This window comes from Sphingopyxis sp. HIX (assembly GCF_001468285.1).
GTDB lineage: Bacteria > Pseudomonadota > Alphaproteobacteria > Sphingomonadales > Sphingomonadaceae > Sphingopyxis.
Genome location: NZ_LNSB01000024.1, coordinates 36,554 through 52,472, shown reverse-complemented (window position 1 = coordinate 52,472; position 15,919 = coordinate 36,554). Strand labels below are relative to the sequence as shown.

Annotated in this window: 18 protein-coding genes and 1 pseudogene; 6 read left to right on the top strand and 13 right to left on the bottom strand. The window is 64.3% G+C overall.

The genetic code is table 11. The annotated features are described in order from the left end of the window. Positions 1-19 precede the first annotated feature (19 nt). The gene (locus ATE62_RS12780) at positions 20-454 is read right to left on the bottom strand and encodes a hypothetical protein (RefSeq protein ID WP_156420512.1); all 435 of its coding nucleotides are present in this window, start codon (positions 452-454) and stop codon (positions 20-22) included. A 126-nt stretch (positions 455-580) separates the two neighbouring features. Next, on the bottom strand, positions 581-745 hold the full coding sequence (locus ATE62_RS23640) for a hypothetical protein (protein WP_194955017.1): 165 nt from the start codon (positions 743-745) through the stop codon (positions 581-583). A gap of 266 nt (positions 746-1,011) precedes the next feature. Here ATE62_RS23640 and ATE62_RS12770 point away from each other — a divergent pair, with 266 nt between their 5' ends. Further along, positions 1,012-1,626 carry a hypothetical protein gene (locus tag ATE62_RS12770; protein ID WP_156420511.1) on the top strand — a complete coding sequence of 205 codons (615 nt, stop codon included), beginning with the start codon at positions 1,012-1,014 and terminating at the stop codon, positions 1,624-1,626. Between the two features lie 20 nt (positions 1,627-1,646). On the opposite strand, the gene ATE62_RS12765 is transcribed toward ATE62_RS12770, so the two are convergent. From ATE62_RS12765 to ATE62_RS12735, 7 genes are all read right to left on the bottom strand, one after another. Further along, positions 1,647-1,973 (bottom strand): DUF736 domain-containing protein, encoded by a 327-nt coding sequence (locus ATE62_RS12765; protein WP_058807786.1) that lies wholly within the window; start codon positions 1,971-1,973, stop codon positions 1,647-1,649. Between the two features lie 187 nt (positions 1,974-2,160). Further along, positions 2,161-5,370 carry an error-prone DNA polymerase gene (locus ATE62_RS12760; RefSeq protein ID WP_058807785.1) on the bottom strand — a complete coding sequence of 1,070 codons (3,210 nt, stop codon included), beginning with the start codon at positions 5,368-5,370 and terminating at the stop codon, positions 2,161-2,163. Continuing rightward, positions 5,367-7,175, bottom strand: a complete 1,809-nt coding sequence (locus ATE62_RS12755) for a DUF6504 family protein (RefSeq protein WP_082662790.1) — start codon at positions 7,173-7,175, stop codon at positions 5,367-5,369. Before ATE62_RS12755 ends, ATE62_RS12760 begins: the two co-directional genes overlap by 4 nt. After that, positions 7,093-7,869: an ImuA family protein gene (locus tag ATE62_RS12750; RefSeq protein WP_194955018.1), complete on the bottom strand. Its 777-nt coding sequence runs from the start codon at positions 7,867-7,869 to the stop codon at positions 7,093-7,095. The genes ATE62_RS12755 and ATE62_RS12750 overlap by 83 nt, the downstream gene beginning before the upstream one ends. A gap of 122 nt (positions 7,870-7,991) precedes the next feature. Then, positions 7,992-9,329, bottom strand: a complete 1,338-nt coding sequence (locus ATE62_RS12745) for a hypothetical protein (RefSeq protein WP_156420510.1) — start codon at positions 9,327-9,329, stop codon at positions 7,992-7,994. Between the two features lie 12 nt (positions 9,330-9,341). After that, positions 9,342-9,776 (bottom strand): DUF1810 domain-containing protein, encoded by a 435-nt coding sequence (locus ATE62_RS12740; RefSeq protein ID WP_058807783.1) that lies wholly within the window; start codon positions 9,774-9,776, stop codon positions 9,342-9,344. A 2-nt stretch (positions 9,777-9,778) separates the two neighbouring features. Further along, positions 9,779-10,396, bottom strand: coding sequence for an SOS response-associated peptidase family protein (locus ATE62_RS12735; protein WP_058807782.1), 618 nt, complete (start codon positions 10,394-10,396; stop codon positions 9,779-9,781). 55 nt (positions 10,397-10,451) lie between these two features. Between ATE62_RS12735 and ATE62_RS12730 the strand changes: the two genes are divergently transcribed. After that, positions 10,452-10,964, top strand: a complete 513-nt coding sequence (locus ATE62_RS12730) for an SOS response-associated peptidase family protein (RefSeq protein WP_082662789.1) — start codon at positions 10,452-10,454, stop codon at positions 10,962-10,964. Between the two features lie 31 nt (positions 10,965-10,995). Here the strand turns inward: ATE62_RS12730 and ATE62_RS12725 are convergent, their stop codons facing one another. Further along, positions 10,996-11,886 (bottom strand): hypothetical protein, encoded by an 891-nt coding sequence (locus ATE62_RS12725; protein ID WP_058818523.1) that lies wholly within the window; start codon positions 11,884-11,886, stop codon positions 10,996-10,998. A gap of 398 nt (positions 11,887-12,284) precedes the next feature. Continuing rightward, the gene (locus ATE62_RS12720) at positions 12,285-12,560 is read right to left on the bottom strand and encodes an HU family DNA-binding protein (RefSeq protein ID WP_058807780.1); all 276 of its coding nucleotides are present in this window, start codon (positions 12,558-12,560) and stop codon (positions 12,285-12,287) included. A 137-nt stretch (positions 12,561-12,697) separates the two neighbouring features. On the opposite strand from ATE62_RS12720, the gene ATE62_RS12715 reads away from it, so the two are divergent. Continuing rightward, the gene (locus ATE62_RS12715) at positions 12,698-13,609 is read left to right on the top strand and encodes an endonuclease/exonuclease/phosphatase family protein (protein WP_058807779.1); all 912 of its coding nucleotides are present in this window, start codon (positions 12,698-12,700) and stop codon (positions 13,607-13,609) included. A 17-nt stretch (positions 13,610-13,626) separates the two neighbouring features. Here ATE62_RS12715 and ATE62_RS12710 read toward each other — a convergent pair whose 3' ends face one another. Further along, positions 13,627-13,878 carry a hypothetical protein gene (locus tag ATE62_RS12710; RefSeq protein ID WP_156420509.1) on the bottom strand — a complete coding sequence of 84 codons (252 nt, stop codon included), beginning with the start codon at positions 13,876-13,878 and terminating at the stop codon, positions 13,627-13,629. A gap of 64 nt (positions 13,879-13,942) precedes the next feature. Next, positions 13,943-14,392, bottom strand: a complete 450-nt coding sequence (locus ATE62_RS12705; protein ID WP_058807777.1) for a hypothetical protein — start codon at positions 14,390-14,392, stop codon at positions 13,943-13,945. 93 nt (positions 14,393-14,485) lie between these two features. Between ATE62_RS12705 and ATE62_RS12700 the strand changes: the two genes are divergently transcribed. The 3 genes and pseudogenes from ATE62_RS12700 to ATE62_RS24115 all read left to right on the top strand — a co-directional run. Next, a complete protein-coding gene (locus ATE62_RS12700; protein ID WP_058807776.1) occupies positions 14,486-14,866 on the top strand; it encodes an antitoxin Xre-like helix-turn-helix domain-containing protein in 381 nt (126 codons plus the stop codon). 4 nt (positions 14,867-14,870) lie between these two features. Further along, the gene (locus ATE62_RS12695) at positions 14,871-15,554 is read left to right on the top strand and encodes an RES family NAD+ phosphorylase (RefSeq protein ID WP_058807775.1); all 684 of its coding nucleotides are present in this window, start codon (positions 14,871-14,873) and stop codon (positions 15,552-15,554) included. A 269-nt stretch (positions 15,555-15,823) separates the two neighbouring features. Then, positions 15,824-15,916, top strand: a pseudogene (locus ATE62_RS24115) (SEC-C metal-binding domain-containing protein); the annotation flags it as partial. Positions 15,917-15,919: the final 3 nt, after the last annotated feature.

Below are 15,919 nucleotides of genomic sequence, written 5' to 3'. Positions count from 1 at the left end.
CACTGGCGGCGGGCTGTACTCACACGGCGCCTATCGTCGCTTCACGCGGAGAGCCGTCCTGCCTCGCACCGAGGCCGCGCATGGCGGCTGCGGCCGCGGCTAACGCGCCGGCGATTCCGAGCGTCTCGAGCATGGCGCCTTCCGCGAGCCCGAGACCGGCAAACCCCCTCGCCGCCTGGTAGCCTGCGAATCCCGCCGGGATGGCGAAGACAAGCATGACGACGAAGCGATAAAGCGGCGGGAGGAAGGCGCAGAGGGCTCGTCCACATCCGATGACCAGGGCGCCGACGGCCAGTCCGGCGATGATCGGGACCAGATATCCCAAGTCGCGATCGATCAGGTAGAGCGTCGTGCCGATGCCCGCGTAGAGCGGCAGTGCAACCGAGGCCAGCCGGAACATCAGGATGGCAATATAGATGGCAGCCACGGCGCCGAGAATGATCATAAAAGTCATAAGCGTCCTCCCATCGGACGCGCTCTCCACCACCACCACAGCGCAATCTGCTTGCCCGACATAGCAAAATCGCCCCGAGGGTGGAACCGAAACTGGAACCACCGTGGGGCGAGTTTTCTCGAGATTTCAGCGATTGAACGGATCATATTCGCACACGATGCAGGCGGGATCGCCGTCGAACTCGTCGAGCGGCATGACCGAGAAGCCGCTGCCCGTTTCGATCAGGACGATGATGGTCATCATCGTGCGGGCCATGCTCCAGGCGAAGGATTGTGCGGTGGAAAGCGGCATTTCGAGGCTCCTGTCCGGGAGCGGGACCATTCCCGCTCGACAGTCGCCCCGCCGGACGGGGACAGGCCGCTGTCACCGCGGCGCAGCCGCGGCCCAAGCTTGCGCAGGGACCCCATCGGGGTTGACTGTAGGAGGCCGGTCCTCGGCCAAGGGATTAGCGGCATTCGAGAGCGGGATGGATCCGCGGGCTGCGGGAGCATCGGCCTTGCTGTCCTGCCTTTCCGGTGCGAAAGCCAACGCGTCTAGGTGGCGTGGGGCGGACGCGAATGGGTGAAGCAAAGCAGCGTAAGTCCGCATTACGGACAAGGCTCCTCGACCAGGTCGAGGGCTGGACATTTCCGCCAACGGACTGGGAACGCGCGCTCGTCCAGGACGTCATGGCCCTGCCCGCCTATCGTGCTCGGCGGATGCCCGCTAAGGACCTCGCGTGGATGGGCATGCCGGCCAATCATTGTCACGCAAATGTCCGCTGGTATGTCGCCAACGACTATACCAAACAATCGAAGGCCGCTGTCGGCTGGTGGCCTCAGGGGTCCGACCTGGTGTTGCACAGCGTCCTGACTAATGGCGCCGAATATATGTGCATTACGCCCTCTTCGCTCGGAGAAGCCGAGATCGTCTTCATTCCAGACCCCCAGATCGCATGGGTCGAGCATCAGGGGCAATTGGCAGCAAAGCGAAACGGACAAATCATCGGCCTCGGCATTCGCCGCTTTCCCGCGCTGACGATCGCGATGCACGAGATCATGCGGAAAAAGCTCGAAAGCGGGACGGATCCCGATCGAGCGTCTGAATTCAGCGAGAAAGAACGCGATGAACTGATGCGCGTGCATCTTTCCCCGGAGGAATATGCCGCCGTGAGCGAAACCGGCTCCGCCTGACGGCGGAGCCGGTCAACCGATCAGGTGCCGGGGGCGTTCCAGATCAGCACCTTCTTCATCGGATCCTCGCCCGGCGCGTTCGCGACATTGCAGAAGATCTCGCCGAGTTCGGGCGCCGACAGCGACACCGAGATATATTCGGCGCCGGTCGAGCGCGCGGTCTTCGTCCAGCCGCCGCCGAGTTCGAAGCCGTTCCGCCGGCTGACGACGCGGAAGTCGGGCTCGCTTTCCTTCGTCTTGCGGCCGTTCGGAACGATCGCGATCGGCACGGTGACCATGAGGGTCGCAAGCGTGCCCTCGAGGCTGCCGTCGTCCTTGAGGGTCAGATTTCCGATGGTGGTACCCATTTCAAGTCTCCTTGGTTGCTCGGGACCTGTTCCCGATGGCGCCAAAAGGAGGGGCCGTGAGCCGCCGTCACCGAGCGCCCGCGCGAGGGCGAACCCCCAACGGGGGTTGACGGCATTAGGCGAGCCGAGACCCGCAATCAGGCAGCCAATGAGGGAGAGGTCCGCCGAGCGAGGAGACCCATGGGCCTCAGTGGAAATCGTGGCTCCGGATGCGCAGGCCAGGCTCGCGGCTGTCCGGCCCTCCCCCGCTCCGCGCCCCGTCCCCGCGTCCCGGCGCAATGGGAAGTGCGCTGCGCCCTACGCTGCGGAGCAGCGCATCATGATCGGTGATCCGGTCGCAGATGATGTGAATGACCTCGCCTTCTTTCTGGAGCCGTCCTCGCATCGCGATCATCGAGGCCGACATGACCTGGCGCCTGTAGATGTCGAACCGGTCAGGCCAGAGGATACCGTTGGCGATCCCGGTCTCGTCCTCGATCGTGACGAAGAGCACGCCCTTTGCGGAGCCGGGCCGCTGCCGTACGAGGATCACCCCAGCCACCTCGATATTCCGGCCATCGCGGATATAGGCGAGGTCCGCGCAGCGGACCACGCCCATCGCGTCGAGCTCGTCTCGCAGGAAACTCAAAGGATGCGCGCGCAGCGACAGCTGGAGCGTGCGATAATCCTCCACCACCTCACGTCCCTCGGTCATCGGCCGGAGTGCGGTGGCGGGTTCGAGCCCCTCGGGCGAGAAGCCCGCCTCGCGGGCGTCCGCCGCAGCAAACAGCGGCAGCGGCGCCTCCCCCAGCCCCCGCACCTTCCAGAGCCCCTGCCGCCTGTCCTCGGCGAGGCAGGCAAAGCCGTCGGCTTCGGCGATCCTTTCGATCGCGGCGCGCGGCACCCCCGCGCGGCGCCACACATCCTCGACGCAATCATAGGGCACATCGCCCCGCGCCCCCACGATCGCGGCGCCATGAACATTGGCGAGCGAGCGGACTTGGCGAAAACCGAGGCGGACCGCGAGATAGCGCCCACCGCTTTCCTCCAGCGTGCAATCCCAATGGCTGTCGTTGATCGAGACCGGGCGCACCTCGACGCCGTGATTCCGCGCATCGCGCACGATTTGCGCGGGCGCATAGAAGCCCATCGGCTGCGCATTGAGCAAAGCGGCGCAGAAGACATCGGGATGATGATGCTTCATCCAGCAGGAGGCGTAAGCGATCTTCGCGAACGAGGCCGCATGGCTTTCGGGAAAGCCATAGGAGCCGAAGCCCTCGATCTGCTTGAAGGTGCGCTCCGCAAAATCCTTGGGATAGCCGCGCTCGACCATGCCGCCGACGAGCTTGTCGTAGAAATGCGACACGCCTCCCGTCAGCTTGAAGGTCGCCATCGCGCGGCGAAGCTGGTCGGCCTCGGCCGGCGTGAAGCCGGCGCCGACGATCGCAACCTTCATCGCCTGCTCCTGAAACAAAGGCACGCCCAAGGTCTTCTCAAGCACGGTGCGCAGCTCGGGCTTGGGATATTCGGGCTTTTCCTTGCCTTCGCGCCGGCGAAGATAGGGATGCACCATGTCGCCCTGGATCGGACCAGGCCGGACGATCGCGACCTCGATCACGAGGTCGTAGAAACATTTCGGCTTGATCCGCGGCAGCATCGACATCTGCGCGCGGCTCTCGATCTGGAAAACCCCGAGCGTATCGGCCTTCTGGATCATGCCATAGACGGCGGGATCGTCGTCCTGCAGATCGGCCATGCCGACATCGATCCCCTTAAGGTCACGAAGCAGGTTGAACGCCCGGTTCATGCAGCCGAGCATCCCGAGGCCGAGGACATCGACCTTCATGAACTTGAGGACGTCGATATCGTCCTTGTCCCATTCGATGATCTGCCGGTCTTCCATGCGCGCCGGCTCGATCGGCACGAGATCGTCGAGCCGCTCCTCGGTCAGCACGAAGCCGCCGGGATGCTGCGACAAGTGCCGCGGGGTTCCAATGAGTTGGCGCGCAAGATCGAGACAGAGTCTCAGCCGATAATCATCGGCATTGAGATTGAGCTCGGCGATCCGCTCCTCGGGGATGCCGTCCATCGACCAGCCCCAGACAAGCCCCGTGAGCATCTTGGTGAGATCGCGCGGCAAGCCCAGCGCCTTTCCGACCTCGGCGACCGCGCCTCGTGTGCGGTAACGCGTGACCACGGCAGTGAGCGCGGAGCGATGGCGGCCGTAGGTCTCGTAGATCCACTGGATGATTTCCTCGCGCCGCTCATGCTCGAAGTCGACGTCGATGTCGGGCGGCTCCTTGCGCTCGCCCGACACGAAGCGCTCGAAGAGCAGCTCGTGGCGGATCGGGTCGATCGACGTGACGCCGAGCAGAAAGCACACGCAGCTATTCGCCGCCGACCCGCGGCCTTGGCACAGGATGCCGCGGCGCCGGCTCTCGGCGACGATCGAGTTTACCGTCAGAAAATAGGGCGCGTAATCGAGTTCTCCGATCAATCGCAGCTCGTGATCGATCTGCTGCCGGTAGGCAGGCGGAACGCCGCCGGGAAACATGCGCGACGCGCCTTCCTCCGTCAGCGCGGCCAGCGCCTCCTGCGCCGTTCGTCCCGCCATCACCTGCTCATAGGGATATTGGTAGCGGATCTCGCCGAGATCGAAGCGGCATAGCGCCGCGATATCCGCGGTCGCCGCAATCGCATCGGGAAAGAGCGCGAAGCGCCTTTCCATCTCGGCCGGGCTCTTCAGCGCCCGGTCCATGAACCGCTCGCGCTTGAACCCCAGCGCGTCGATGGTGGTCTTCTCGCGGATTGCGGTCAGTACGTCCTGCAGCGGGCGGCGGTCGGGCGCGTGATAAAGAATGTCGCCGAGCGCGACGCTGCGTGCGCCGAGACCGCGCGCCAGCGCGTCGAGGGCGGAAAGCCGCGCGAAATCGCCGGGACGGCGCCGCAGCGTGAGCGCCAGAAATGCGCGCGAGCTGAAGGCGTCGCGCAATTCCGCGAGATCGAGCCGCGTCCGTTCGTCGGCCGCATCGGGCAGGAGGATCGCGACGAGGCCGTCGGCCGAGGCCGCGATATCCGGCCAGTCGAGCCAGCATTGGCCCTTGCCGCCGCGCGCCTTGCCCAGCGAGAGCAGCCGCGTCAGCCGCGACCAGGCCGCGCGATTGGTCGGATAGAGAAGGATCGAGCGGCCATCGCGAAGATCGACGCGCGTCCCGGCGATCAGCCGGACGCCGGTCGTCTCCTGCCCCGACAGGCCGCGGACCATGCCGGCGACGCTGCCCCGGTCGCAAAGCCCGAGGGCCGAATGGCCGAGGTGCGCGGCGGCCGCGAACAGCTCTTCCGGCGAAGAGGCCCCCCGCAGGAAGGAAAAATGGCTCGTGGCATAGAGTTCGACATATGTCGTCGCGGACGCGCTCATCCGAAGACGCCGTGCATGTACCAGCTCAGATCGCCCGTGTTGCCGGTGATCGCGTCGCCGCGGCGGAAGAGCCAGAAGCGCTCGCCGCTTTCCGCCTCGACCCGGAAATAGTCGCGCACCGCCCACATCTCGCCGGGGCGGCGCCACCATTCGCCATGGATGCGCTCGGGTCCGTCGCCCGCGACCACCGCATAGCTCCGCCCGCGCCACGCGAAGCGGCGCGGCGGATGGTCGGGCAGCAGCGCGACGACGCCCGACAGGGCTTCGGGCCGCGCAAGCATGCGAATGGGCCGCGCCCACGCCGGCCAGCCGTCAGGCTTGGTCAGGGGGCCGGCGCGCGTGATCGCGCGCTCAGGCACATCGCTTTCAAGCGCGCCCAAGCGGAACAGCGCGCCTTCTCCGCCACGGCCCGCCAGCGCATCGACGAGCGGAGCGAGGTCGGGCGCTTGGCGTGACGTGTCGAGCGCGGTGCCGATCGTCTCGGGCGCCAGACTTTCGACCTGCGGCGCGGTCAGGACCATAGCCTCGATCCCGAGCCCCGGCTCGATCCGGTCGACCCGGAGCTTGAACAGGCGCAGCAGATGCTTCGCATCGCGCGTCGCGCGCGCCGTCCCCACGGTGACGAGCTGCTCGCCCATATCGAGCCGGTCGCAGCGGAGCACGAGGCTGCGCGCGCCAAGTCCGCGCTCGCGAAGCGCAGGCACCAGGTCGTCCAGAAGGTCGGAAATCACCTGTTCGATCGCCTCGGCCGTCCCGATCGGCTCAAGCAGCGAGCGCCGCGCTTCGGGCATCTCGAACGGGACGACGGGGATGATCGGCTCGGGCACGAACCCGCGCGCCTGGTCGAGACGCTCGACCGCCGCGCGCCCGAGCCGCCGGGCCAGGGGCCCGCGCGGCATCGGGTAGAGATCGGCGATCCGCTCGATCCCGAACCGCGCGGCCGCGGCGAGCGCCTCCGGCGCCAGCCGGAGCGCCGCGAGCGGCAAAGGCGCCAGCGCCTCACCCTCTCTGCCTTCCGGCAAGATGAGAGACGTCGCGGGCCCGTAGCGCGCGAGTGCGTAAGCGGAGCCGGGCGTCCCGGCGATCGCGACACGCGCGGTAAAGCCGAGCCGCTTCAGAAAGCAGAGCAGCCGCGCCGCGAAGCGCTCCTCGCCACCGAAGAGATGCGTCGTCCCCGACAGGTCGAGCCATAGCCCGTCGCTGCCCGATACCGCTGCGGTCGGCGTCCAATAGCGGGCGGCGTGGAGCGCAAGGCGATCCAGCCAGCCGCGATCGCCGACGGGATCGGCATCGAGCACCTCAAGATCGGACACGAGCGCCCGCGCATGGGCCGCGGCCATACCGGGTGCGAGCCCGAGATCGAGCGCATGCGGACAGGTGGCCGTGACAATGTCGCGCTGGCCGGTCCGCGCGACAAGAATCGTCGGCTTCGCTGCCCATGGGGCCATATCGACAGCGACACCCGCGCCCGCGCCTCCGCCATCGTCGGCACGAAGCGTGCGAAACACCGGGGCGGCTGCTTCGCTGCGCCGTCCCAGCTCGCGCATCGTCGGTCGCTGGTGTGCGGGCAACGCATCGACCGCCGACTGATCGGGTCGCGCCCGCGCCGATGCATCCTGTGCCCAGCGCGCGCCGGGGCGCCAGCCACCGCCGCGCGGCACCGAGCAGGTACCGGGATTGTCGTCGATCGGCTCGGGAAAGCGTGGAGCAGCTCGCGCCGGTTCAGGCGGCGTGTCTTGCCGCCCCGCCCGTCGCAATCGCTCTATCGGCAGTTGCGGCAGGAAGAGCGAGGCGACCCTGGTCATCGCACGCCTCCAGTTCGAGGGAGAAAGGCGGCCCGCCGCGCTGGCGGACAAGCTCGACGCTCCATCGCCCGCGTCCGACGCCCGGCGACGCTATACGCCCCGACGACAAAGTACCGATGCGCCAGCGGGTCATGGCGAGCGAGGGATCGGCAAGCGGGCATTGGCCGTATCGCCGATATCGCCGGTAGAGCAGCATCGGCGTATGCCCTTCGGAAGCGGCAAGCTGAAGCCGGCGCGTCGCCGTCTGGTCGGCCGCTTTCACCTCGGCGACGACACAGGCGAGCGAGCCGTCGCGCAGCGCATCCTCGCACATAGCGAGCAATTCCTTGTCGGTCCGGCCCTGCGCATAGAGAATGCGGTCCGGCCCCAACCCCGCCTGTTCGAGACCGGGGGCATAGAGATCGAAACGCGTCAGCGCCCAGAGGGCGGCGACACCGGGCGCGGCGGCGAAGCGCGCGGCGATCCCCGCGGTAAACAGTGTCGCCGCTGCGTCATCGCTCCAGCTTGCCGATGCGCCCGCAAACTCGTGCAAGCCCGCGCCGTCGAGCCCGCCGCCGCTCAGCAGATGATCGAGCGGGCCGATCCCGAACGGCAGCACCGGCCCGCGTGCGGCCGCGACGCGCGCGACCGCCTCACGAAGCGTCGCGAGCTGGTCGGCACTCGGCCGGAGCGAAGAAATGGGCGTAGCGCTCATGATGATACCGACTCAAATGTTCCCTATATGTTCTACTTGCGAGAAACATTCGTCAAGGCAGCTCCCGCACGGTCGTGTTGATCGTTTGTCACTGCATTGAGATTCGGGGATAATTGACCCGATCAGGATGAGGTATTTCCGGGTTCGCAGGGGTGCGCGATCGAAAACTCGAGCGAATATCGTCCTGTAGGATTCGGTTCCTCGGCTTCGATCCGAAAGCGATACCCGTTCCAATCGAGCGAGGCGCCATCGGCCTCCGGATCAAGCTCATCGCGGAACGCAGAACGGGCCTCCGCGCCGACCGCACGATCCATCAAAATGGTGACAAGTTCTGCAAAGCGCTCCTCGTCCCTTTCGCGATTGTCATTCCCCCATATCCAGAGTTCTAGGGTGAGCAGCGTCGCTCGCGCCTCGTCGCCCTCGACATAATAGGTGGCGTAATTGGCCAGCGGACCATCGCCGAACTTGTGCGTGACGCTCGCGCGGTACCGGTCGGAATACCAGAGATAGGGCGTCGGCGGAAATCCTTCTGACACGAGGAATTCCAAGGCAACGTATGGCGACCAGCCGTCTGTCAGGTCGACGGCTGGTCGTCGCAACGCATTGTCCCGCTCCCGCATAGCCTGGGCGATCGCCTGCACGACACCCAGCCGATCGGAAGGACGCCGCTGGGCGACGATATGGCGCCAGCGTTTCAGGAGATCGAGGTCGGTACGAAAGGCGAAAAGCGCGCGACCCCGAGCAAAGCGCGCAAGCCCCTTGTCGGGCAGGGCATATGCGATGTTCGTGAAGTTGCGGTCATAGACGAGGAAAATCGAGAGGGCATACAGAAAGGGCAGGAAAAGCAGTGACAGAAGGATCGGAACGAGCAGTTCGCTCAGATTCTTGCGCAGGTCAAACTTCGCCCATTCGAGCCAGGTTGCGTGAATGCTGTACGCGAGAATGGCGATGCCTGCGACCACGAGGAGTGCGCCGAGGCAGCTCGAGGCGGGCTTGTGCGCGGGATCACGAAGACCGACCTGATGCATGAGGGACACGAAGGACATGACCGGGACGAAGAGCATCTCGGCTGGCAGGCTGAAGCTTTCGAGGCCGCCGATGAAAACGAGGAGGCCCGTCAGTCCGAGTGTATCGCCGATCGTCCGCCCAAAGTAGGTCTTATCCTCATCGATCCTGTTGGCATCGATGAGTGTTACGAAGACGAACGTGATCGACCAGAAGATCGTCGATTTCAGATTGTCGGCAGTCCATATGCCCCACCAAGAGAGAAACGCGATACATGCGCCTACATATAGGGCTGCCACGCCGTAGATCAGGAGAATTTGGCGCTGAACAAAAGCTCTTAGCAGTCCCCGAAAGGCGATCCTAACCGAGGCATGGCGGAAGACGGCGACTGCGAGGATCGCCAGCCAGATCAGCGTTGCGATTTCGCGATTGTTCAATTCCATCGCGCCGGCCAATCTTCTTTCGCGTCAGTCTTTGCCCGCGGAGCGGAGCAAGGCGAGGCTACGATCATCACGTTCGCCCGCGAACCATCGGTTCAGCGCGGCCGCCAAGAGCGAATTGTCAGAGGCTGCCTCGAACAGAGTAAGCGACGAGCGGAGCTTGATGCTGTCGACTTCTCCAAACACCGCCACCGGGTCACTGCCGGTAAGATCCTGCAACGCCTCGACGCATTCGAGATAGCGCGCGCCGAGAAGCGGATGGGCGAGATAGGCACGCGCTTCCTCTATGCCTCCGAGGCCGTAGAGCTGCGCCACCGCGCTGCGCCCGAGGCCGGCAAGCTGGGGAAAGACGAACCACATCCAGTGCGTGCGCTTGCGCCCGCGCCGGATTTCATCGAGTGCGCGCGGATAGACTTGCTCTTGCGCCTTGACGAAGATGTCGAGCCCTTCGGCGTCGGTCATGGTCATAGCGCCAGCGCTCCTTGGGCCGGCGGCTTGCCGTAGACCTGGGTGACCTCGAGCATGCTGGCCGGCAGCCATTGCAGAATATCCTCGGCGGGGGCCCGCGGGTCCAGCCAGGCCACCCATTTGTCGCGCGGCAGCGGAATGATCTGGCGGTGATGATAGGGCGCGATGTCCGGCCCAGCGTCCATGGTCAGCAGGCTGAAGGCCTCTCCGACATGCGCATCGCGCCAGATGCCCGCCATGCAGAACCAGCGATGATCCTTCAACGTGAAGAGCCATTTATCGAGGCGCTTCTGCGACGGATCGGTGGGGTCGGTGAACTCGTAGAAGCCATCGCAAAGTACAAGGCAACGCTGCGTCCCGAGATCGCGGCCCTCCGAACGGACATTATAGACCGGCTTCCCGCCTTGCCCCGGCCAGCTCCACCGCCGGTTGACCAGCTCGCCGACGGCGTCGCCATCGCTCGCCTTCACGATCGGCGCCATATCGGTGATTCGCACATCCTCGCGCGCCGGCACGTTCGGCGCGCCCTCGGGCATCTTGATCTTGATCTGGAGATCGTCGAAGTCTTCCATGATCGAAGCAACGTCGACTTCAAGCTTGTAATCGTTACACATTGCCCTGCAGCCCCTGATGCTTGCGACTCACGGTCGTTCCCATTATGTTCCAACCATGAGCACGGCGCCAACCCCTTTCGATCCCGATGCCCCGGACGGCGGTCGCCGTGCGCTCATAAGACGCAATCCCGACGACGAAAGCGAGATCGAAATGGTCGAGGCTGTCTGGGGAAGCGACCCGCGCTTTTCCGACGGCATCAACTACCGCTTTGCGCGCTCCGAGGGCCGCGCCTTCCCGAAGCGCCGCTGCCTGATCCCCGCGTCCGAGTTCCGCATGGGCACCGGCGACCGCCGCTACCGGGTAACGCTCGACAGCGGCAATTTCTTCTACCTTGCGGGCGTATGGGATCCCCCGCTCGCCGACTGGCCCCTCTCCTACCGTATCCTCACGATCCCGGCCGGCGCCGATGTCATCCCCTATCAGCAGCGCCACGGCGTCATCATCCATCGCCGCGACGTGATACATTGGCTTGATGCTACACTCCCCAACGAGGTGCTGTTCGAGGAGCCCCCGCGCCACACATTCATCGTCGAGCCGCTGCGCGCTCAGACTGAATTGCCGCTGTGATGTCCAAGGGCGCTGGCCGTTAAGCTTCTGCCTAACGGTCGGTCCGTCGGTAGCCGTTGAGAGGCCGCCTCTTTTCGGACGGCATGCTGAGATCCGTTCGGACGAAGAAACTCGCGTCATGATAGCTGAACAACCGGGGGGACAAGGGAAATAGGCCAAGTTCCTTCCCGAGCATCTCCGGCGACATTACACGAGCCTTCAGACGGCTGACGGCGGCGCTGCGCGCCTGAGCCTCGACGGTCCGGATGAACTTGAAATCCATCGTCAAGAAAGCATGGATTCCGAATTTGTCGGCGGTGTAAAGGTGCCACGCATCCTGACTGTTGGCCTGACCCAACGTCCTTACCAACTCGTCGAAGGCTTCGTCCTGGCGATGGCGATCAATGCGGGCTCGCTGCTGCTCTTCGGCCGACGGCAGCCGCATCCAACTCGGGCCGAGATGCGGAAAGACATGCCCATCGACGCTCTCGATCTGAAGCCGGGCGAAAAGGCTATGATCGAAATAGCCATAGCCCCGATAGCGGCCGGCAGGCTGCCGAAACTGCTCGTCCTGCAGCTCGGCAGAAGTCAGAAGCTCGACGAAACCGTTACGGCACAACTGCGCGATCCCAGCAAGAAAGCGAACATTCCGATGCTCACGACCATCCGTATCGTCATCGTGAACAGGAACGCGCGCCGAATAACCCGTGTCGATCTCGTGCGGCCCCCACTTGCTCTTGCCAGTCGATATCCACGCGGTCTCGTGTGTCACCGCGTGATAGAGCACCGTGTTGTCGACGAGCAGCCGCATTGGCTGCATCCCCCCAAGCGTCTGTCGTGCCTGATATGTGGACGCCCACGCCAGCCAATCGGCGATAGGCGGCATAAAACGGAACCGTAGCCGCTCCTTGAAGTTTTCAACGCGCTGAGCGAGGCTCGGCACCGCAGTAGCTCCCTCCTGTTCTTACACTCATGTGTCGTTTCATTCCCGACCATTCAAGTCGGTGCGTCACGCCAAAGCGGCAGCGCTGCGGAGCAGTGCCGGCCCGAAGGGCCCGAGCAATCGCGCTCTTGGCGAGCCCGCAGCGGCACGGCGTGTGCGCAGACGGAAGGGTAGGTCTTGGCGTAGCCAGGACCGTGGCAGCGCGTCAGCGCTGTCCACCCGCTCCGGGTGCGTGCGCCCGCGCCGCAAGGAGAGCGAGCCCAAGTGCGCTCGCGCGGCCAGAACAATGTCGCGACCCCTGGCCGGAGCTCAGCGAGGCCAGAGCGCGCTCATCAACTGCCGCGCTCGACATGCCGCCACGCGGCCGTCCCGCCGGCCAAGCCGGCGGGACGCACCGGTCAGCCGTTGAGGCGATCCTTGACCGCCTTGGCGGCTCCGAAGCCAAGCTTCTTCTTGGCAGCGATCTGCATGGTCTCTCCGGTCGCCGGGTTGCGGCCCTCACGAGCAGCCGACGTCGAGACCTTGAACTTGCCGAAGCCACTGACCGAGACTTCTTCGCCCTTTGCGGCCGCGTCCGTGATCGCCGAGAAAACGGCATCGACGGCCTTCTTGCCCTCGGCCTTGCTCACTCCGAGCGATGCGGCGACGCTGTCTGCCAGTTCGGCATGGTTCAATTGATGTCTCCTTGTGCGGCCGGAGAATCCCGGCCGGGCGGGCCATATAGCGCCAGCTGATGCGAGACGCCATGTACGGCGCAGCATGTGGGGAGAAGCTGTTGAACTCGAATACTCCCTGCGGCACTAGCGCACCAATGCTCTCCATCCGCCTCATCGCATCCGCCCTGATCCTCAGCGCCACCGCCTGCTCCGCCGCGGCGAGCTCGCCTGCGGACATAACCCCGCCCGCGCAGACCAAACCGCTAAAAGTCGCTAGCTGGAACCTAGAATTCCTCGCCGAGCAAAACGGCGCCGGCTGCAACCCGCGCGATGATGCTGATTATGCCGCGATGCGCCGCATAGTCGGCAGCCTCGATGCCGATGTGATCGCGTTCCAGGAAGCCGAGAGCATTGCCGCTGCCGCACGCATCTTCGACACGGCGAGCTACACGATCGTCATGGAGGCGCGCCCGGGCGCGCCGAGCAGTACATGCGGCGGCGAGCATCCGGATCAGAAGGTCATTCGCCAGGCGGTGGGTTTCGCGGTCCGCAAGGGCATCGCCTTCGAGCGCAATGCGGATGTTTCTTCGCTGATGATCGGCAACGCGCAGCTGCGATCGGGGATCGACATCACATTGCGGCCGGCTGACCGCGCGCCGATTCGCCTGCTCGGCATTCACCTGAAATCGGGTTGTTTCGCGGGCAACGAGGCCAAGGCATGCCCGACGCTCATGCAGCAGCTCCCCGCGCTCGAGGCATGGATCGATGCAGCCGCGAGCGGCCCTGACCGCTTCGCCGTTCTCGGCGACTGGAACCGCCGGCTCGCGCAGAGCGGCGATATTGTGTGGACCGAGATAGACGATGGCGAGCCGGCGAACGCCGACCTCCATCTCGCCGACGCCGGCAAGGGACCGGCCTGCGATCCCCGCTATACCAGCTTCATCGACCATATCGTTCTCGACAGGCGCGCAGCCGCGGACCTCAGAGGCTTCGCCGAGACGTTCTATGCTCCCGGCGAGAAACATTACTCCGATCATTGCCCGATTGCGGTGACGATCGCGAACTGAACGGCGACACGCCCCACTCAGTCGTCGAGAAACCAGTCCGGCGTGTCGATCCTGCGCCAGGTCTTGTATGTGCCGGGCACCGGTATCTTCGCGCGAGCCTCGATCAGGGCGCCGGTCGTCAGATCATGGATGTCCGCAAAGACTTTGGGATTGCCATAATATGGCGGGGGACCGTTGAGCGGCCCTACCTCGACGATGCGCGCGCAGCTGTTCGCCCAGGTCGTTCGGCGGATCCAGAAGCCCGGCTGCCGCGCGTTGGCTTCGTACATCTGAAAGACGTTGAGATCGGAAAATTCGGTCGTCGCCCCCTCCCTCTTGCTCAAATCGGATAGTTCAGACCCATTGGAGGGCACAGTCTTCGATCGAAGCCTCCTCGCCCATCGAGAGGCGGACAAACAACGCGTGCCGGTAGCGGAAGCTCCGCTTGATCTGCTCAAGCTTCATCAGGTCGCGCTCATTGCTCCTGTTGCTCGTGGACTTCTTGATCTCGATAACCAGCAGATTGTCGTCGTCGGATCCCGGCACATGGACGATGATGTCGGGAAAGACCTTGCTCTCGGTCAGCTCGCCTTCTGCATCCGGCAGCCCGATCTCCTTGGGATAGATGTCATGCCGATTATATTCGACATGGACCTTGTGCTCGGGAAAATGAGGGATGAGCAGCCAGGCCAGAGAGGAGCTGATCGTCCTCTCGCCGATATCGAAGGAAATGATCTTGCCCTCTTCGGCGTAAAGCTGCTCGATCGCCTCAACGACGATAGCACCGATCGTATCAGCGTCCATAATGCGCCCTTCTCCACTATCAACAATACCGGATATGGAACAATTATTGACAATTGTTCCTATAAGGAACATATAGGTCTCACTGGAGACTATATGGCTACCGCTGCAAAAGCTATCGACCGCAAGGAACTCACCGGCCCCGCGCTCCGGACCTTCTTCAACATCGCAGAGGCCTGGGACCTCAGCGAGGTCGAACAGATGAAGATCCTCGGCCTCGACAGCCGTTCGACCTTCCACAACTGGAAACGCGGCGATGTCGCTGCGCTCAGCAAGGATGCGCTCGAACGCATCTCCTATGTGATGGGCATCTACAAGGGTTTGCAGATCCTCGTCCCGCAAACCGCCGACGCGTGGGTGCGCAAGCCCAACAAGGCGGCCATGTTCGGCGGCAAGCCTGCCATCGATCGCATGGCGTCGGGCAATGTCTCCGACCTCTACGTCGTGCGCCAGTATATCGACGGCCAGCGCGGCTGATCCCTTGGACATTCCCGTTACCGCCACGAGCTGGGCGCCTTGCTATCGCATCATCCCGAGCCGCTTCCCGCCAGTCGGCCTGTTCGACAAGGTGGCAGACCCGGCCGACCTCGACGCAGTCTTCATCATCGAGGCGATGACAAATGACCGGCTCCGCGACGAGGTCGGCGACCTCGCGCTCGTCCCGCCCGAGGACCGCATCGCCGGCCCCGGCACGACGCCGATCATGGCCGCCTTCACGCATCTCAATACCGAGGGTAGCCGTTTCTCCGACGGGAGCTTCGGCGTCTTCTACGCCGGCCTCACCATCGACACCGCGATTGCCGAGACCAAGCACCACCGCGTCCGCTTTCTCGGCGCGACCGACGAGCCCGCGCAGGAGATCGACATGCGCGTTTATGCCGCCGACCTCACCGCAAATCTTCACGACATTCGCGGCCACGCGGAAAGCCATGCCCATCTCTACGATCCCGACACCTATGCCCATTCGCAGGGTCTCGCGACCGAGCTGCGCGAGGCAGGATCGGATGGCATTCGCTACCTAAGCGTCCGCGACCCCGGCGGAGAATGCGCCGCCGCCTTCCGGCCTCGTCTGCTCGCGAACTGCCGGCAGGAACGACACCTTTGCTATGTCTGGGACGGCGCGACGATCGGCACCGTCTATGAGAAGAGAAATTTCGAAGGCTGACCAGACCGCGGGAACCATCGATCGATCCCGGACGTTTCAATTACCTGTCCAGACGAAAGAATGGCAGAATTTGATCGCATCTTCGGATGCAATCTAGGGAAGCCCCGCTGCAGAGATGTAGCGGGGCTTACCGCATGAACTCCCCGAGAACTGAGGGCAATGGCCCGAAGGCCTTGGACGAATGCGCTCATGTCGAGTCTGCGAAGTGAGAGACCGATCGAAAGCGCTCAATTTGACCAATCGGGAGATTTCGGACAAAAAGAGAACAAATGTCCACGAGCCCGCCACGACGTAGCCGCAAGATCGGCCGAAATGAGCGCTGTCCCTGCAGAAGCGGACGCAAGTTCAAGCACTGTCATGGTACA

Bases quoted from the DNA above. Each gene is read 5' to 3' on its own strand.
- ATE62_RS12780 (WP_156420512.1), bottom strand. From the start codon at position 454: ATGACTTTTATGATCATTCTCGGCGCCGTGGCTGCCATCTATATTGCC.
- ATE62_RS12755 (WP_082662790.1), bottom strand. From the start codon at position 7,175: ATGACCAGGGTCGCCTCGCTCTTCCTGCCGCAACTGCCGATAGAGCGA.
- ATE62_RS12760 (WP_058807785.1), bottom strand. From the start codon at position 5,370: ATGAGCGCGTCCGCGACGACATATGTCGAACTCTATGCCACGAGCCAT.
- ATE62_RS23640 (WP_194955017.1), bottom strand. From the start codon at position 745: ATGCCGCTTTCCACCGCACAATCCTTCGCCTGGAGCATGGCCCGCACG.
- ATE62_RS12770 (WP_156420511.1), top strand. From the start codon at position 1,012: ATGGGTGAAGCAAAGCAGCGTAAGTCCGCATTACGGACAAGGCTCCTC.
- ATE62_RS12705 (WP_058807777.1), bottom strand. From the start codon at position 14,392: ATGGACGCTGATACGATCGGTGCTATCGTCGTTGAGGCGATCGAGCAG.
- ATE62_RS12765 (WP_058807786.1), bottom strand. From the start codon at position 1,973: ATGGGTACCACCATCGGAAATCTGACCCTCAAGGACGACGGCAGCCTC.
- ATE62_RS12700 (WP_058807776.1), top strand. From the start codon at position 14,486: ATGGCTACCGCTGCAAAAGCTATCGACCGCAAGGAACTCACCGGCCCC.
- ATE62_RS12740 (WP_058807783.1), bottom strand. From the start codon at position 9,776: ATGACCGACGCCGAAGGGCTCGACATCTTCGTCAAGGCGCAAGAGCAA.
- ATE62_RS12730 (WP_082662789.1), top strand. From the start codon at position 10,452: ATGAGCACGGCGCCAACCCCTTTCGATCCCGATGCCCCGGACGGCGGT.
- ATE62_RS12735 (WP_058807782.1), bottom strand. From the start codon at position 10,396: ATGTGTAACGATTACAAGCTTGAAGTCGACGTTGCTTCGATCATGGAA.
- ATE62_RS12715 (WP_058807779.1), top strand. From the start codon at position 12,698: ATGCTCTCCATCCGCCTCATCGCATCCGCCCTGATCCTCAGCGCCACC.
- ATE62_RS12710 (WP_156420509.1), bottom strand. From the start codon at position 13,878: ATGTACGAAGCCAACGCGCGGCAGCCGGGCTTCTGGATCCGCCGAACG.
- ATE62_RS12750 (WP_194955018.1), bottom strand. From the start codon at position 7,869: ATGAGCGCTACGCCCATTTCTTCGCTCCGGCCGAGTGCCGACCAGCTC.